The sequence below is a fragment of the Paraglaciecola sp. L1A13 genome (genome assembly GCF_009796745.1).
GTDB lineage: Bacteria > Pseudomonadota > Gammaproteobacteria > Enterobacterales > Alteromonadaceae > Paraglaciecola.
In genome coordinates, this window is the sequence record NZ_CP047024.1 from 2,080,754 (window position 1) to 2,097,039 (window position 16,286).

Here is a 16,286-nt window from a genome sequence, read left to right on the forward strand (position 1 = left end):
GTTATTTATTCTGTTACTTTATAACCGTCGTTACGCAAAGCATTAACGGCGTTAAGTAAATCAGAATGCTTTAGCAAAAAGTAGTCTGTATCAAATGTGGACACCACGAAGATACTCACGTTCGCTTTAGCAAAAACAGAGCCTAATCTGGCCATAATACCTACCATAGACAAACTAAGTGGTCCCAAAACCTCCATTGCCCGCCAATTACTATCACTAGCTTCACTCTTAACTTGCACATCATCCGGAACTACAACGCTCAACTCGTCTTCGGTTTTACTGATAAAGAAAATAGGGGATTGCAGCACTTCATTAGGGATAGGTGCATCATGATCTAAGCTGTGTATACAGAAATGCGTTGGATGCAGTGCTAATGTCTGTTTGGCCATGAAGTATCCGAATAATGAGAAATGAGGTTGTTATTCTGCTAGCTTTACTGAACAACGCAAGTACTTATAGGTGAATATTTAGTTATATCTGCTATTTAGAGCGTAATTTTTAGGTGGTATGACCATGGTTATATAACCAACATTGATCGCTCGTTTGCTGATCGAAAAGCGAGATCTAACGATCTTTTTATTTGTTGCTTATTCACAAATTTATGGGCTGTTATTCACATTCACTGTCGTTTATACCCGTGTTATCCACTGAATCTGTGGATAACCTTGTTGAGTTCTCTGTTTTTGCGCTTTAATCGATTGATATGGCTCACTATTTTAGGGTTGGTTGTAAATTGCACAGTTAGAACTATAAATCATTGATGTTGATAACTTGCAAGTCACTATTAGTCCAAAAGTGATAAAATTATTTGTTTAATTGTTAAACGAAAAGTGCCCGATCTCAACAGATCGCAAATTTATTTCCTGCTAAGCAATTAATTTAATTTTCGACAGGTCCTGTTTATCAACAAACTCACTAAAACTCGAAGCTAAATTCTCAGTTTGTTCGAGTACTTGTTGCCAATAGGCTATACGTGATTCTGTTGTCATTTTAGTAAAGTCTTCGCGATCTGGAATTTTACCAAAGGGCAGGGAATCAATAAATGCATTCGAGGGAACCAACATAACGGTTTTATCGTAGTTCTTGGCATTCACTTTTCGCTTAAGAGATTTATCAAACCAACCTGCTTTAGGCTTTGCGTTGAAATGTGGGTATAAGGTGAGTCCTGGGGCGTTTTTTAAGGCAATGTCGAAGTGATAATCGATGATACCGCCATCTCGATACATACCTGTTGGGGCGCCTGGTATATTCTTAATGCCTAGCATGACCATGGGTATTGAACCTGAGGCCAATAATGACTCTTTTATATTGTCTTTGGTTAAGGCTACTTGGTAGGTCAAAAATCCACTTTCATCTTCAATTTTCAAAGTACTAAGCGCATTTTGAAAAACAAAACGCTCATATTGTTTAGTCAGTAATTTTCGATTCACTCTATTGAGTGCATAACTTTTAACTAGGCCTGCGATTTGTAGCGGCTTGCGTTCCGATGCTACGAGTCCATTAGATTTAGCCACTAAGAAGTGTGCTCTAAATATTGGATTGTCGATCACTTCCTGCGCACCATTGTCATCAAAAACGCGATCGAGTAATACGCGAGCGCTATTACTGATATCAAGTGGGGTGACATCATCTTCATAAGATGTCTGTGAATAATATTTTGCTAAACGGCTAATAGCAGCCACCGGATCCTTCTGGGCAAAGCAAGCTGCACGAAACGCACCAGCAGATGAACCTATTAGGTTTAGTGGTTCGGTGCGTTCGGCAAAGAAATGGCCAAATAGATGTTTGTCTAAACCAAATAGACTAAACCATTTTGGACCGCCACTGGCGCCAAGAAAGGAGCCGAAAATTTGTTGCTTGAAACCGTCTGTCTCGATCAGCGCTAAGGCTGATTTTCCCGCATATATATCTAACATAAAGAAAACAAAATAATTATATTATCGTTAGAATAAGCTTACCGTAAAACGCTTTAGTAATGCTGAAAAATTGTTAGTGCTTAGCGCATCGTCGTAAAAATACGTAAATTAACGTGTTGAATTAAAATGTCGATTTACGGTAATTTATGGTGGTTACTTTTCTTGATCAAAGCTGTGTCATGGCGAAAAAGTAGGTCGATGCATTGGCGCGTCAAGAACATGTCGCAAATACGGCTTTGAGGGCACCGTCTAGTTAGATGCCTCGCTGATAGATGCGGGGGGGGGGGGGTATACATGCACATTTTTTTTTCTCTTGGCAAATATATGGGCTTTATTGTAGGTTTACAGTCGTTTTTAATTATATTAAACAAGTGTAATGCTAATCAGAGACTAAGATAACGTTAGTAAGGTTTATAAATACGCATTTTGTGCATTATTTCATCATCTACACTTCTTCTATTAAAAAGCGCTTGCAGTCACCCATAAGCATCGTTATTATACGCGCCGCTTCGAGGGATTCCTCAACGAAGTTCAGTACAGTGCGTCCGTAGCTCAGTTGGTTAGAGCACTACCTTGACATGGTAGGGGTCGGTGATTCGAGTTCACTCGGACGCACCACTTTCTAAGACATTCAGTCAGTTTGTACTTTTTACAATTTTGTTCCTTTCTTACAGACAGTCGAAATTTTCAAGCTAATTTATTCGATTATGTGCTCATTTTTTGCAAGCATTATTGATTTATTAATTTGTGTACCAATCATTCTATTTGCGCCTATCACCCACGCTTTGTTCTAAACGATTCTCTTAACTTACACTTAGTAACTTTTATATTAAGTAAATTTGTTAATTATATTCTAAAGAGTATTTATTAACTTTAATTTATTGTTTTAAAAGGATTTAAATGAATTTAGTTATAATAAAGTAAGAAAATTTGTGAGAATGAAAGTGCAGATATACTGTTAACAAATATCCGTGTCAGCATTTTTTAACCTTACTTAAATGATTCTTTTTCTAAAAATACAAGTTGATTCTGCTCCACATACTTTTCTGTTGGTTTCTATGTTTTAGAAATGGCTGGTGTGTTATTTGCTACATCCTCTAAAACATCATATGTAAATACAACAAACGTTCGTGTTGTTGCGTGGTTATTTTGAAACAAAATTTATAATACTTGGATCAGGTAAGAGACGGTTGTTTCGGACCATTCAAATAATAATATGTAACGATAAGCGATAGTAAGAGGGCTTTGATCCCCGATAAGCTTAATTGTTGTCACATGGATGTTGTTTTAACACGAGGTAGCACAATTTATTTTTTATAGTCAAAGGAAATAACATGAGACTCACACAGTGTATCGGTCCAGTCCTGTTATCAGGGGCAATAGCGAGCTCTTTCAGCGCGTCAGCTGTAGAGGTAAGCAAACAAGAACTGGCGACACTTAAAGCACAAATTTCTGCGCTCCAAGCTCGACTCGAGCATCTGGAAAATCAATCCTCATCCTCTATCAGCGTTGCAGAACAGCCTTCATCTTCTAATGTTGAGTCTACTGAGTCCGTTGATTTAGTTAAACAGGACAAAACGCTAGAGTCTAACACCGCAGAAACTGCGACAGCTGAGCCTGAACAAGAAGATGGGATCGCCTTCGGTGGTGCCATCAGAACCAATTACAGTTACACCTCTTACGATGATGGTAATAAAAACCGAGGTGGCGACTTCGACTTCGATATTTTTCGTATCAATATGAGCGGCGAAGTAGGTGGTGTCACGCTAAACAGTGAGATTCGATTTTTTGATTACATGACCGCGATAAAATATGCGTATGCAGGTTATCAATTTAGCGAAAATTGGCAAGTGCAAGCGGGTATTACCAAGGTTCCGTTTGGTAATCAGTCCTATAACTCGCAAAATTATTTCTTTAGTACGAATTATTATTTAGGGTTAGAAGACGACTTCGATTTAGGGGTGGTTTTCAAACGCAGTATTGCTGATAACTGGCAATTAGATGTCGGCTTTTTCAAAAATGATGAACTCGGTGGGGTAGACGGTTTTGTAGATAATCGCTCAGACCGCTATTCATATGATATTCTGGGCATCAGGGACGAAGGAGAAGGCATTTATGATGAGCCAAGCGAGGGATTAGGTGAATACAATACCTTAGCCGGTCGTTTCGCCTATCATTTCGCGTCTGGTGAAGTGAAAACGGAAGTCGGCGTATCTGCCTTGCAAGGTGGTATTCACAATGGCGAAAAGCGCGCCGGGGATTATCAAGCGTGGGCAGTACATTCCAGTAGTCAATATCGCAACTGGCATCTTCAATTCCAACACAGTCAATACGATTACGATATTGGTCAGGCAGACAGATTGGCCGTGGGGGCATATTCGTTTTATGACTCAATTGCTGCAGACGCTAAGTCCACCACGCTGAATGTGGCTTATGATATGGCTGTCGATTTTGGTCCAGTGACGGACTTGCAATTCTATAATAACTTTGGATTGGTTTATGACAAATCCGATGACAGCGAAAATACCATGATGAATGTATTGGGGATGTCGGTAGCTGCCGGCGGATTATTCACTTATTTCGATTTTGTACATGCGAAAAATCAACCGTTTATAGGCGGCAGTGTCGCTGGCGATAGTGATGAAACAGAGCAACGTTTTAATATTAATATTGGTTATTATTTCTAATGGTTTTAACAAACGCATATGTTTGTAGATGTTTTATAAAAGGATATTTTGATGAGTGAAAATAAAGATCCGATGATACCGGACGGAGAAGTCAACCCCATTGATACTGACTATCAAGTGGGACAAGACAATATTGTGGTGAATGTAGGGCCCTTTGGCTTGGATATTCACAACCGAGTATTTGCCGTATCAGGCTTGTTGGTTATCGCCTTTGTTGCCTTGACGTTAATTTTTCAGGCTGAAGCAGAACCCTTTTTTGGTGATATCCGCAATTGGTTAACGGGGAACCTTGATGGTTTCTTTATGACCGCTGCGAATATTTTCGTGATTTTGTGTTTGGTGTTAGTGATATCTCCTTTGGGTCGCGTGCGGTTGGGCGGCACAGAAGCTAAGCCAGATTACACTTACGCAGGTTGGTTTTCGATGCTTTTTGCCGCAGGCATGGGCATCGGCTTGATGTATTACGGTGTGAGCGAGCCGTTAGGTCACTTTGGTACCGCCTTCGCTGGGCCGGTATTTGAAAATGGTGTACGTACCGATTATGCACCTTTAGGGGGAGCTTTGGGTGATGCCGCAGGCGCTCAGAGCCTCGCGATGGCAGCATCTATTTACCATTGGGCACTTCACCCGTGGGCGATTTACGCCATCATGGCACTTGGTTTAGCATTATTCTCGTTCAACAAAGGATTGCCTTTAACCATACGTTCTGTTTTCTATCCCATTTTGGGTGAGCGTGTTTGGGGCTGGCCCGGGCATATCATCGATATTCTCGCTATCTTGGCCACACTATTCGGTTTGGCGACATCGCTAGGTTTAGGTGCCTCTCAAGCTGCATCAGGATTACACTCGGTATTTGGTATACCGTTAGGCGAGACAACCGAAATTCTATTGGTGATGGGAATTACCGCCTTAGCATTGTTTTCAGTGGTAGCTGGGCTCGATGCTGGAGTAAAAAAGCTGTCGCAAATCAATATGTTTCTAGCTGTATTGCTTGTGGTCTTCGTACTGGTTGTGGGACCCACTATCGCCATACTCACTGGCTTCTTTGACAATATCGTTTCTTATATTCGTTACTTGCCTGAGTTGGCTAATCCCGTGGGGCGTGAAGACACAGGCTTTGCCACAGGTTGGACTGCGTTTTACTGGGCTTGGTGGATTTCCTGGAGTCCTTTTGTTGGCATGTTTATCGCCCGTGTTTCGCGTGGCCGAACAGTACGTGAATTTATTATTTCGGTGTTGTTAATTCCATCTCTTGCATGCGCATTCTGGATGACTGTCTTTGGTAGCACTGCGATTAAACAAGTCGTGGTTGATGGATATCAAACTGCCGTTAATGCGGAATTACCTCTGCAGTTGTTTGCTGTACTCGAAGGGTTACCATTAGCCAATATCACCTCGTTTATTGCGATAATATTGGTTGTTGTGTTCTTTGTTACGTCATCGGACTCAGGCTCATTGGTTATCGATGTTATCTCTGCCGGAGGCAAAGTCGAATCGCCTACGCCTCAGCGCGTGTTTTGGTGTGTATTCGAAGGGTTGGTTGCTGTTTCACTAATCCTTGGTGGTGGGCTTATCGCATTACAAGCGATGGCTGTATCCACAGGATTCCCATTCACGATTGTATTGCTTATTGCCGCTTTCTCCATGGTAAAAGGCTTGATGTCGGAACCACGTTAATTTATACCTTTGTTAAAACAAATCCAGCCAACCGGCTGGATTTGTCATTTTCACGTAAAACAGAGTGAGTTATATGGCTATCGAACAAGTTGAAGTGACCGATTTTTTTCAACGTCATAAACCGTTTTCAGACTTGGCTGTACAGGAGCTCTCCGAGTTAGCTTCCGGCGTCGAAATTGCTTACTACAAAGCGGGTTCGCCGATCCTCACATTCGGCCAAGACAATGACCAATGGTTTGTGATCCGAAGTGGTGCGGTTGAAGTGTTCCGCCGTGACGGAGAATTGTACAACCGGTTAGGGGAGGGCAATTTCTTCGGCGAATTAGCGATCATGCGTAATCGTCCAGTGCGTTTTCCTGTGGTGGCTCTTGAAGATACCTTGGTGTATCTGATAGATGCCGATACCTTTAACCACCTTTTTGATAATAACGAACAATTTGCAGATTTTGTTGAAGTAGAAGATCGTAGCCGATTACGTGATTCAAATGCTGACAAAAAAGACAATAACTCGCTATTAACTGCCAAAGTTGAAAAACTAATTGGTCAGTTACCTTTAATTTTACCACCGAATACCACCGTGCAAGAAGCCGCTGTGCGCATGACTGAAGAAGGGGTTTCGTCCGTCCTTATTTCAAACGATCAGGTCAGCAGTGATGCAGACACTGATGATGAGGAATTGGTCATTGGTATCGTTACTGATGTTGATATTCGCAGCCGACTTGTGGCCCAAGGTTTAGCGTTATCGTGTCCAGTCACCGATATTATGACGTCACAATTAACCAGTGTGCAAAGCCACCAATATGTGTTTGAAGCCATGATGTTAATGTTAAAACACAAGGTCATGCATTTGCCTGTACTTAAAAAGTCCCAACCTATTGGTCTGATTAGCCATCAAGATATTTTGCGTTATGAATCTCAAAACAGTTTATTTGTAGTCAAAAGTATTTTTACCGCACTCAATGTTGATGAGTTAACGGCTCTTAAAGGCGAAGTGCAAGCCTGTTTCTCTCGAATGGTGCACGAAGATGCAAATTCGCAGATGATAGGCAGTGCAATGGCTGTTATTGGGCGAAGCTTCAAACAACGTTTACTTGAGCTGGCTGAGCAAGAGCTCGGGCCACCTCCTATCCCTTATTGCTTTCTGGCGCTTGGTTCGATGGCAAGAGATGAGCAGTTGATTGTGACAGATCAAGACAACGCTTTAGTGTTAGATAATCGCTTCGATCCGCAACTACACGATGAATACTTTAATGCGTTAGCAAATTTTGTATGTGATGGCCTTGACCGTTGTGGTTACACTTATTGCAATGGCGGTATTATGGCGACGAATAAGAAATGGCGACAACCGTTGAAAGTGTGGGAACAATACTTTAGCCAATGGATAGAGAAACCTACTGCTGAAACATTGCTAAATAGTGCCATTTTCTTTGACCTTGACGGAGTGTGGGGCAAAAAAGTGTGGGCTGATACCTTGAATCGGCTTATTCGCAAGAAGGCCTATAAAAACGCACGCTTCTTAGCGTGCATGGCCCGAAATGCATTATTACGCACGCCGCCCTTAGGTTTCTTTAAGGACTTTGTAATGGAGACCGATGGTCGCCAAACCAACTCGATTAATATGAAACGCAGGGGAACTGCGCCTATCGCTGACTTAATTCGTGTTCATGCTTTGTCAATAGGATCAAAGGGTCGCAATAGTTTTGCTCGTTTACAAGACGTGATTGAATCGAAAATCTTGCCTCCTGGACGCGGCGTCGACTTACGGGATGCGCTGGAATTTATTGCCATGGTCCGTATTCGTCACCAAGCATTTGATTTAGATATGAAACGTGTACCGGACAACGATATAGAGCCTGAATATTTGTCAGATTTTGAGCGTAAAAATTTAAAAGATGCTTTTCAAATATTAAGTGACGCGCAAAAATTCATGAAGTATCGATATCAGCCAGGTCGCCATCTATAGCGTACTTTTAAGGGGAGTAGATGTTTTACTTAGATAAGAAAGCACTGCAAGATCAACCGAACGTCAGAACGCTAAATAAAAATGTTGATTGGCCTGCTGAATTCGCTAAGCGTAGTAAGAGCGCACGATATCCTGCGCTCAAAGAATATTATGCCCAAGGAGTGGTGTCGCCTGAAACCCCAATTTCAGAGGTACCTTTAGTTGCATTAGATTTTGAAACGACCGGACTTAATCCCAAAACTGACAGTATTGTAAGTATTGGATTAGTGGCGTTAACAGCTCAACGAATTCGTTGCAAAGAGGCACACCACTGGATCATTAAACCTGATACTGAACTTAAAACAAAATCTGTGGTTATCCACGGTATTACCCATTCAGACGTGGCCAGTGCGCCGAGTTTTAATTCGGTTTTAGATGCGTTACTGCAACATTTACAAGGCAAAATAGTCGTGGCTCATCATAAAGATATTGAAACGCGTTTTTTAAATGCCGCGCTTAAACATTATATTAATGAAGAAATTGTCTTTCCTTGTATCGACACTATGGCACTAGAAGCGCGCTTTTCTCGTACGCTTAAACGCACTTTTTTACGCAGTTTGTTGGGGCAAAAAACGCCATCAATTCGTCTGACCGATTGCCGCGCAAGGTATAATTTACCCTATTATCGTCAGCACAATGCGTTAACAGATGCTTTGGCTTGTGCAGAATTGCTACAAGCGCAAATTGCCACTCATTATCCCGAACAGACTGCGCCCATTTCTGCTATTTGGTGCTAGGTATGAGGTGATATAGAACAGTGCTTGAATAATTGCTGCCAAAACAAGACATGTTCCTTCATCGCGCGCTGATAAGCGGAAAATGACGTTGTATTTTGCTCATTGAGTAGACGCCTAAAGCTCGTATGTAGCTCAGTTTGCTCGCTAAGGGTTTTATAGAGCGGAGATAACGTATAATGAACTCGATTTAAGTCGCTACCAACCGGTTGTATTTTTTCAATGAAAAATAGCGTAAATACGTTTTTTAAATAGGTTATTTGTTGGCTGGCTTGTCCATTAGGACATTGTTCAAATAAAGGTTGCTGCTTCAGCCATGTCGTGGTGCTTGTTAACTCTTTAGCCATCAATGCTTGAGTCCGCCATGTTTTAGCGGGTAAGTGTATCTTTGCTAGCTGCTCAAGATTACGCTCTAATTCTTTTGCGGAAATAGGCGCTTGAGGGGTAGTTTTTAAATGCAATAAATAGGTTAAAGCGCTTTGCGTTTGTTGAATATCCGTTGCGCTCACCGAGCTGATAAATGCACTGTTGTTACTAAAAGCGTTGATTGTTTCTTTACTGGTCTGTACTAGGTTTGCCCAAACGAAGGGTAAAACCGTTTGTTTTTGGCTTATCCATTGATTCAAATTTGCGCGGTGTTTAGGCATCAATTTGCTGCAACGAGCCAAAGATGCCAGCATCTTATGTTCATATATATAACGGACTGAAGGTAATTGAGTACGTCCTAAAGGTGTATTGCGTTGGGCTATAAGAACATTTACATCGCATCTATCAAGAGCAAAAAATTGTTTCACATCGATCAATGGTACTTCAATTGTTGTGGTCAACTCACGTATTGATGGGTACCGAAGGGTTGTTGAAGGTAATGTTAACGAGTGGGCTTGTGGATTTGAAAAGGATGTATCGACAAAGGGAGTATCGAGCACATTAGCCAAGCGCTGCTGATAGTCATCGAACGTTTTCTCAAGGTTATTTTTACCACACCCGAACAGGGTGAGAGTCAATTGAAGAATCAAGCATAGATGCACCGATCGCAAATTAGCTAACGCCAGTCGGTTCATTTTTGGCCACTATACTTTATGACTCGACACAACACTGCGTCCGCCATCCACGGTGATGATTTGTCCCGTGACGTATCTCGCTTCACATAGATAATGTATTGCTTGGGCGATATCATCAGGTTGGCCTAATGATTTGGCGGGGATTTGACTCAAAACCTGATGTTTATCTTGTTCAGATAATACTTGTTCTGGCCATAAAATCGCCCCAGGGGCAACACCGTTGACTCGAACGTTAGGTGCCAATTCGATGGCTAAGGACTTTGTCATGGTGACAAGTGCTGCTTTTGCCATACTGTAAACTGTATGATGTTTTAATGGCCTATCAGCATGTATGTCAACCATATTAATGATCACGCCTCGGCTAGTGCTTAAGGCAGGAGCGAAGTGCTGAGCTAAAAATAAGGGCGCCTGAACATTACTACCAAATAAATCTTGCCAATTGTCTAGGGTGATTCCCCCTATTGGGGTGGGGTAAAATGATGAAGCATTGTTTACTAATACATCGATACGACCAAAAGCATTCATAACCTGCTCAGCCAATTGTCCTAAAGTTTCGGTGGCACATAAATTAGCAATGACCAATCGAGCGGAGTTCTCGCGTTTTCTATTAAAGGTCGCCAATAAGGCTTCTGCGTCTTCGACGGAGTGATGGCAATGCAAGACAATATTGAAACCTGCATTATGTAAGTGGGAAGCAGTGGCGGCACCAATACGCTTGGCGCTACCTGTGATAAATGCAACTTTAGCTGACATAAGGGTCCATATAATTTGGTATTAAGCGGTTATTGTTGATACGTAACGTCGAGAAATTAGGATTATGTCGACTCACGGTTATTTTACAATCTTCATGATAATATTAGCTATCCAATGCAAGCCATCACAAATCTGAGCTAGGCTCGGTGATATTATCCAATTGTTGCACGATATTTTCAAAGGTCTCACGTACTGACGATATTAGCGTTCGATTTGCTAACCAGGTAGGGATCTTACCTGCGGGATCAGCACGCCCAGTATATTCGATAGTCAATAATCCATTTGCTGCCAGAAATAGTTTCCATTGTCCGTTCACTTGTTGCATGCGCACATAGCCCTCAGTCTGTGGATATTGCTCACCCACATCAATAATGTCGATAAATAGAATGTTATGTTGATAATAACTGACTGATTTTGTCACCATATCTCTGTCTTTTATGGGCCAAGGCGCATCAAATTTACTGTGCACTATACGAATATTATTTTTGTCTGAGGAGAGAATAGTGACTTCTCGACAATTAGCTATCCACAGTGGGGCGCGCTTAGTATCATCTAACAGTTGTAAAAAAGCCTTTGTGGTCGAATGCAATTGAGCAATACCACGAACTGCGAGTTGATTATTTTGAGTTTCACGTTGGTATACAGTCACATTCTTTGATGCGGATGCTAAATTCCATGTTGATGCAAGTTCTAGACTCTGAGCTTGTAGTACCCAGGGCTGGGCAAAAAAACAAAATAGGCACATGCGTAACCCGGATAGATAGTATTTGAATGGCGATTGCATAGTTTGTACAATTTTCGTTATAATGTAGCGCTGTTCTGATGGTAACAGAACATGAATCACGGCACCCGTTAGAGGTGTCTTTTTATTTTATGCCTGCGAGTTACTCGCAAAACAGACTTTGCATGTGGCGCTTGGTAGGTGTCACCACTGCTCAAGGATTATTATGCCCATTATTACACTCCCAGACGGCAGTCAACGCCAATTCGATAACGCTGTTTCAGTACTAGATGTAGCAAATGATATTGGCCCTGGTTTAGCCAAAGCGACCATCGCTGGTAAAGTAGACGGTGTTCGTGTTGATGCTTGTGACCTGATTGAACAAGATGCGAAGCTACAAATTATCACAGCTAAAGACGATGATGGTTTAGAAATTATTCGCCATTCATGTGCGCATTTAATCGGTCACGCCATTAAACAGTTATGGCCGGATGTAAAAATGGCAATTGGTCCTACGATTGATAACGGTTTTTATTATGATATCGATATGGAGCATTCGCTAAACGACGACGACCTAGTCAAACTAGAAAAACGCATGCTTGAATTGGCAAAAACTAATTATGAAGTAGTGAAAAAAGTCGTTAGTTGGCAAGAGGCACGCGATACCTTCGAAGCGCGTGGCGAAGGTTATAAGCTGCAAATTCTAGATGAAAACATCCCGAAAGATGCGACCCCAGCTTTGTATCATCATGATGAGTACATTGATATGTGTCGTGGTCCTCATGTGCCTAACATGCGTTTCTGTCAGCATTTCAAATTAATGAAAGTGGCAGGGGCTTATTGGCGTGGTAATAGCGACAACAAAATGTTGCAACGTATTTATGGCACCGCATGGGCTGACAAAAAACAACTTAAAGCGTATTTGAATCGCTTAGAAGAAGCAGAGAAGCGCGATCACCGTAAAATAGGTAAAGCGTTAGATTTATTTCATTGGCAAGAAGAAGCCCCGGGCATGGTATTTTGGCATAACGACGGTTGGACTATTTACACCCAACTTGAAAAATTTATGCGAGAGCGGTTAGGGGATTATGACTACGATGAGGTGAAAGGCCCATTAATGATGGATCGCTCGTTGTGGGAAAAATCAGGCCATTGGGAAAAATACGCTGAGAATATGTTCACCACTGAATCAGAAAAGCGTGAATATGCTATTAAACCAATGAACTGCCCTGGTCACGTGCAAATTTTCAATCAAGGATTGAAGTCTTACCGTGATTTACCTTTGCGTATGGCTGAATTTGGGTGTTGCCATCGCAATGAGCCATCAGGCGCATTGCATGGTTTAATGCGTGTACGTGGTTTCACGCAAGATGATGCGCATATTTTCTGTACTGAAGAGCAAATTCTTGCTGAAGTGAGTGGTTGTATTAAAATGGTGTACGAAACGTATCGTACATTCGGTTTTGAGAAAATTGTGGTTAAGTTATCTACTCGACCTGAAAAGCGTGTTGGATCAGACGCGATTTGGGACAAATCGGAAGCTGCGTTAGCTGAAGCACTTAAAGCCAACAACGTTGAGTTTGACTATCAGCCAGGCGAAGGTGCGTTCTACGGACCCAAAATTGAATTTACTTTGCATGATTGCTTAGATCGCGCGTGGCAATGTGGTACTGTACAGCTCGATTTTTCAATGCCAGAGCGTTTAGGTTCAACTTATGTTGCCGAAAATGGTGAACGTAAAGTCCCGGTGATGATTCACCGAGCTATTTTGGGTTCACTTGAGCGTTTTATTGGAATTTTAACTGAAGAGTATGCGGGTTCATTCCCACTTTGGTTAGCGCCGACACAGGCGGTTGTTATGAATATTACTGACAATCAGAGTGAATATGCGCAAAAAGTAGTCAAAAAACTAAAAGAAAATGGATTTAGAGCCAAGTCAGACTTGAGAAATGAGAAGATAGGCTTTAAAATCCGCGAGCACACGCTTAGGCGTGTCCCGTATTTGCTTGTTGTCGGTGATAAAGAAATAGAAGCTGGTGAAATAGCAGTACGTTCACGCAAAGGCGATGATCTAGGTAAGATGTCTGTCGATGCTTTCATTGAATTGGCTTGTGAACAGATCAAAAACAAACAAATTCAGTAAATTTCGTGGAGGAATAACATATTAAAGGCGCTAACATTAAGGCTAAAGATTCGGGTAAAGCTCGAATTAACGAAGAAATTACATTAAATGAAGTTCGTTTGGTTGGAAAGGATGGAGAGCAGATTGGCGTTGTATCAATCACTGAAGCTCTCGAATTGGCTGAGCAAAATAGTTTAGATTTGGTTGAAATTAGCCCTAATGCTGAGCCGCCTGTATGTAAGGTAATGGATTACGGAAAATTCATCTTCGAAAAGAGTAAAGCTCAGAAAGAGCAGAAAAAGAAACAAAAGCAAATTCAGGTCAAGGAGATTAAATTTCGCCCTGGCACTGATGAAGGCGATTACCAGGTAAAACTGCGCAACCTGCGTCGCTTTCTAGACGGTGGTGATAAGGCTAAAGTAACGATACGCTTCCGCGGTCGTGAAATGGCTCATCAAGAGATCGGTATTGCTCTTCTTAATCGTGTTAAAACCGATTTAGAAGACATTGCTAACTGCGAGTCCTTCCCTAATAGGGTTGAAGGCCGTCAGATGATCATGGTGCTCGCCCCAATTAAGAAGTAATTAAGGTCTACAAGTAGACAGGGCACTGCACCCTTGCTCACCTTATTACACACTATGTAACTACGACTTACTGTTCTGCAAAGCAGTTTAGTCATTAACAATGCGGAGTTTTAGCAATGCCTAAAATGAAAACAAACCGTGGAGCTGCCAAGCGTTTTAGAAAAACCGCTTCAGGTCGTTTCAAAAGCAAGCAGTCTCACTTGCGTCATATTTTGACTAAAAAGAGCTCTAAGCGTAAACGTCACCTTCGTGGCAAGAAATTGGTCCATGTAGCTGACACAGCGTTGATTCAACGCATGTTACCTTACGTTTAAGAGAGGAGTTAAAAAATGGCAAGAGTAAAACGTGGTGTTGTTGCACGTGCCCGTCATAAAAAGGTACTAAAGCAAGCCAAAGGTTATTACGGAGCTCGTAGTCGAGTTTATCGCGTTGCTGTTCAGGCAGTAACGAAAGCTGGTCAATATGCTTACCGTGACCGTCGTCAAAAGAAACGTCAATTCCGTCAATTGTGGATTGCCCGTATCAATGCTGCGGCTCGTCAAAATGGTATGTCTTACAGCCGTTTCATTAACGGTCTTAAGAAGGCGTCTGTTGAAATCGATCGTAAGATTTTGGCTGACATCGCAGTACATGACAAAAACGCATTTAGCGCATTAGTAAATGCCGCTAAAGGTGCATTAGCTTAATTAATTAACAATTAAGTTTAAGTTCTTTCGAAGAACGGCGAGCGGGAAGCTCGCCGTTTTTTTTGTCTAAAATTTTTCTCAGATTCTAATATCCCAATCTACAATTTTACTAACCTTCTGTAAGTTGTCACAGTTTACATGGGAGCCATGTCAATCTTCTGCGCCATCTTTGTCGAAAACTTCAGGTTCTACCATGAATATCTCGAATAAAAGCGTTTAATATCCGTACTTTCCAATAATTTCATCTAGCCTGACGTAGTCGCTTTCGTGTAGAATTGCGGGTTCTTTTTAAACGTCCGGCCATGCTTTTCCGATCGGTGGTGAGTGACTCCAATATTTAACCCAATTCGAGGAAACTATGGATCTTGATGCCATAATCAAAGAGGCAGAAACGCAAATCAACGTCGCTCAAGATGCAAGCACGCTTGATGCGGTTCGCGTTGACTTCATGGGCAAGAAAGGCCGCATGACTGAATTACTCAAAGGCTTGGGGAAACTGTCTAATGAAGAGCGCCCAGCAGCGGGCCAAAAAATAAATTTAGCCAAGCAGCAAATTCAACAAATGATCCACCTAAGAGGCGAATTGCTACGCGAGCAAGAGATGAACAGCAAATTGGCTGCTGAATCAATTGATGTTTCGCTGCCTGGCCGCACAACTGAATTAGGTGGTTTGCATCCGGTTACGCGCACCATCAACCGTATTGAAAGCTTTTTTGCCGAGTTGGGTTTTAACGTTAAAACCGGCCCTGAAATTGAAGATGGCTTTCACAACTTTGATGCGTTGAATATTCCGGCTAATCATCCGGCACGAGCTGATCATGACACCTTTTATTTTAATCCTGACGTGATGCTAAGAACGCAAACTTCTGGTGTTCAAATACGTACTATGGAAGCAGAGCAACCACCGTTACGTATTATTTCTCCAGGCCGCGTTTACCGTAATGATTATGATCAAACCCACACACCTATGTTCCATCAGGTTGAAGGTTTGATGGTAGATAAAAACGTTAGTTTTACGCAATTGAAAGGGATACTTCACGATTTTTTGAACAACTTCTTTGAAGCTGATTTACAAGTGCGTTTTCGCCCGTCTTATTTTCCGTTCACTGAGCCTTCCGCTGAAGTTGATGTAATGGGTAAAAATGGTAAGTGGCTTGAAGTACTCGGTTGTGGAATGGTGCATCCGAATGTATTACGTGCGGTAAACATTGATCCTGAAGTTTACACCGGCTTTGCATTTGGTATGGGGGTAGAACGTCTCACCATGTTGCGTTATGGCGTAAATGATTTACGAGCATTTTTCGAAAACGATCTTCGTTTTCTTAAGCAGTTTAAGTAAGGGC

At 41.8% G+C, this 16,286-nt stretch carries 14 protein-coding genes and 1 tRNA gene; 10 read left to right on the forward strand and 5 right to left on the reverse strand.

What is annotated here, in order from left to right:
• Positions 1 to 5 precede the first annotated feature (5 nt).
• The gene (locus GQR89_RS08690; RefSeq protein WP_158769683.1) at positions 6 to 389 is read right to left on the reverse strand and encodes an ACT domain-containing protein; all 384 of its coding nucleotides are present in this window, start codon (positions 387 to 389) and stop codon (positions 6 to 8) included.
• 477 nt (positions 390 to 866) lie between these two features.
• Complete coding sequence (locus tag GQR89_RS08695; protein ID WP_158769684.1) at positions 867 to 1,916, reverse strand: patatin-like phospholipase family protein; 1,050 nt, start codon at positions 1,914 to 1,916, stop codon at positions 867 to 869.
• A gap of 541 nt (positions 1,917 to 2,457) precedes the next feature.
• Between GQR89_RS08695 and GQR89_RS08700 the strand changes: the two genes are divergently transcribed.
• The 5 genes from GQR89_RS08700 to GQR89_RS08720 all read left to right on the forward strand — a co-directional run bounded on the left by GQR89_RS08700 (position 2,458) and on the right by GQR89_RS08720 (position 9,019).
• Positions 2,458 to 2,534: transfer RNA gene (locus GQR89_RS08700), tRNA-Val, on the forward strand.
• Between the two features lie 716 nt (positions 2,535 to 3,250).
• Positions 3,251 to 4,603, forward strand: coding sequence for a porin (locus GQR89_RS08705; protein ID WP_158769685.1), 1,353 nt, complete (start codon positions 3,251 to 3,253; stop codon positions 4,601 to 4,603).
• Positions 4,604 to 4,654: 51 nt separating this feature from the next.
• Positions 4,655 to 6,280, forward strand: a complete 1,626-nt coding sequence (locus GQR89_RS08710) for a BCCT family transporter (protein WP_158769686.1) — start codon at positions 4,655 to 4,657, stop codon at positions 6,278 to 6,280.
• A 73-nt stretch (positions 6,281 to 6,353) separates the two neighbouring features.
• Positions 6,354 to 8,243 (forward strand): DUF294 nucleotidyltransferase-like domain-containing protein, encoded by a 1,890-nt coding sequence (locus GQR89_RS08715; RefSeq protein WP_158769687.1) that lies wholly within the window; start codon positions 6,354 to 6,356, stop codon positions 8,241 to 8,243.
• Positions 8,244 to 8,263: 20 nt separating this feature from the next.
• Complete coding sequence (locus GQR89_RS08720; RefSeq protein WP_158769688.1) at positions 8,264 to 9,019, forward strand: 3'-5' exonuclease; 756 nt, start codon at positions 8,264 to 8,266, stop codon at positions 9,017 to 9,019.
• Here the strand turns inward: GQR89_RS08720 and GQR89_RS08725 are convergent.
• The 3 genes from GQR89_RS08725 to GQR89_RS08735 form a co-directional block, all read right to left on the reverse strand.
• Positions 9,016 to 10,077 (reverse strand): DUF3080 family protein, encoded by a 1,062-nt coding sequence (locus GQR89_RS08725; RefSeq protein ID WP_199271393.1) that lies wholly within the window; start codon positions 10,075 to 10,077, stop codon positions 9,016 to 9,018. The two genes, GQR89_RS08720 and GQR89_RS08725, sit on opposite strands and share 4 nt — an antisense overlap.
• Positions 10,078 to 10,086: 9 nt before the next feature.
• Positions 10,087 to 10,830 carry a pteridine reductase gene (locus GQR89_RS08730; RefSeq protein ID WP_158769689.1) on the reverse strand — a complete coding sequence of 248 codons (744 nt, stop codon included), beginning with the start codon at positions 10,828 to 10,830 and terminating at the stop codon, positions 10,087 to 10,089.
• Positions 10,831 to 10,954: 124 nt separating this feature from the next.
• Positions 10,955 to 11,575: an START domain-containing protein gene (locus GQR89_RS08735; RefSeq protein WP_233269127.1), complete on the reverse strand. Its 621-nt coding sequence runs from the start codon at positions 11,573 to 11,575 to the stop codon at positions 10,955 to 10,957.
• Between the two features lie 202 nt (positions 11,576 to 11,777).
• Here GQR89_RS08735 and thrS point away from each other — a divergent pair, with 202 nt between their 5' ends.
• The 5 genes from thrS (at position 11,778) to pheS (ending at position 16,282) form a co-directional block, all read left to right on the forward strand.
• On the forward strand, positions 11,778 to 13,694 hold the full coding sequence (gene thrS, locus GQR89_RS08740; RefSeq protein ID WP_158769691.1) for a threonine--tRNA ligase: 1,917 nt from the start codon (positions 11,778 to 11,780) through the stop codon (positions 13,692 to 13,694).
• A 35-nt stretch (positions 13,695 to 13,729) separates the two neighbouring features.
• Positions 13,730 to 14,257 carry a translation initiation factor IF-3 gene (gene infC, locus GQR89_RS08745; RefSeq protein ID WP_158772201.1) on the forward strand — a complete coding sequence of 176 codons (528 nt, stop codon included), beginning with the start codon at positions 13,730 to 13,732 and terminating at the stop codon, positions 14,255 to 14,257.
• Positions 14,258 to 14,373: 116 nt separating this feature from the next.
• Positions 14,374 to 14,571 carry a 50S ribosomal protein L35 gene (rpmI, locus tag GQR89_RS08750; protein WP_007105571.1) on the forward strand — a complete coding sequence of 66 codons (198 nt, stop codon included), beginning with the start codon at positions 14,374 to 14,376 and terminating at the stop codon, positions 14,569 to 14,571.
• A 15-nt stretch (positions 14,572 to 14,586) separates the two neighbouring features.
• Positions 14,587 to 14,943 (forward strand): 50S ribosomal protein L20, encoded by a 357-nt coding sequence (rplT, locus tag GQR89_RS08755; protein ID WP_007105570.1) that lies wholly within the window; start codon positions 14,587 to 14,589, stop codon positions 14,941 to 14,943.
• A 358-nt stretch (positions 14,944 to 15,301) separates the two neighbouring features.
• A complete protein-coding gene (gene pheS / locus GQR89_RS08760; RefSeq protein WP_158769692.1) occupies positions 15,302 to 16,282 on the forward strand; it encodes a phenylalanine--tRNA ligase subunit alpha in 981 nt (326 codons plus the stop codon).
• Positions 16,283 to 16,286 lie beyond the last annotated feature (4 nt).

Bases quoted from the DNA above. Each gene is read 5' to 3' on its own strand.
- GQR89_RS08725 (WP_199271393.1), bottom strand. From the start codon at position 10,077: ATGAACCGACTGGCGTTAGCTAATTTGCGATCGGTGCATCTATGCTTG.
- GQR89_RS08705 (WP_158769685.1), top strand. From the start codon at position 3,251: ATGAGACTCACACAGTGTATCGGTCCAGTCCTGTTATCAGGGGCAATA.
- GQR89_RS08730 (WP_158769689.1), bottom strand. From the start codon at position 10,830: ATGTCAGCTAAAGTTGCATTTATCACAGGTAGCGCCAAGCGTATTGGT.
- GQR89_RS08715 (WP_158769687.1), top strand. From the start codon at position 6,354: ATGGCTATCGAACAAGTTGAAGTGACCGATTTTTTTCAACGTCATAAA.
- thrS (WP_158769691.1), top strand. From the start codon at position 11,778: ATGCCCATTATTACACTCCCAGACGGCAGTCAACGCCAATTCGATAAC.
- GQR89_RS08710 (WP_158769686.1), top strand. From the start codon at position 4,655: ATGAGTGAAAATAAAGATCCGATGATACCGGACGGAGAAGTCAACCCC.
- GQR89_RS08720 (WP_158769688.1), top strand. From the start codon at position 8,264: ATGTTTTACTTAGATAAGAAAGCACTGCAAGATCAACCGAACGTCAGA.
- GQR89_RS08690 (WP_158769683.1), bottom strand. From the start codon at position 389: ATGGCCAAACAGACATTAGCACTGCATCCAACGCATTTCTGTATACAC.
- GQR89_RS08735 (WP_233269127.1), bottom strand. From the start codon at position 11,575: ATGTGCCTATTTTGTTTTTTTGCCCAGCCCTGGGTACTACAAGCTCAG.
- GQR89_RS08695 (WP_158769684.1), bottom strand. From the start codon at position 1,916: ATGTTAGATATATATGCGGGAAAATCAGCCTTAGCGCTGATCGAGACA.
- rpmI (WP_007105571.1), top strand. From the start codon at position 14,374: ATGCCTAAAATGAAAACAAACCGTGGAGCTGCCAAGCGTTTTAGAAAA.
- rplT (WP_007105570.1), top strand. From the start codon at position 14,587: ATGGCAAGAGTAAAACGTGGTGTTGTTGCACGTGCCCGTCATAAAAAG.
- pheS (WP_158769692.1), top strand. From the start codon at position 15,302: ATGGATCTTGATGCCATAATCAAAGAGGCAGAAACGCAAATCAACGTC.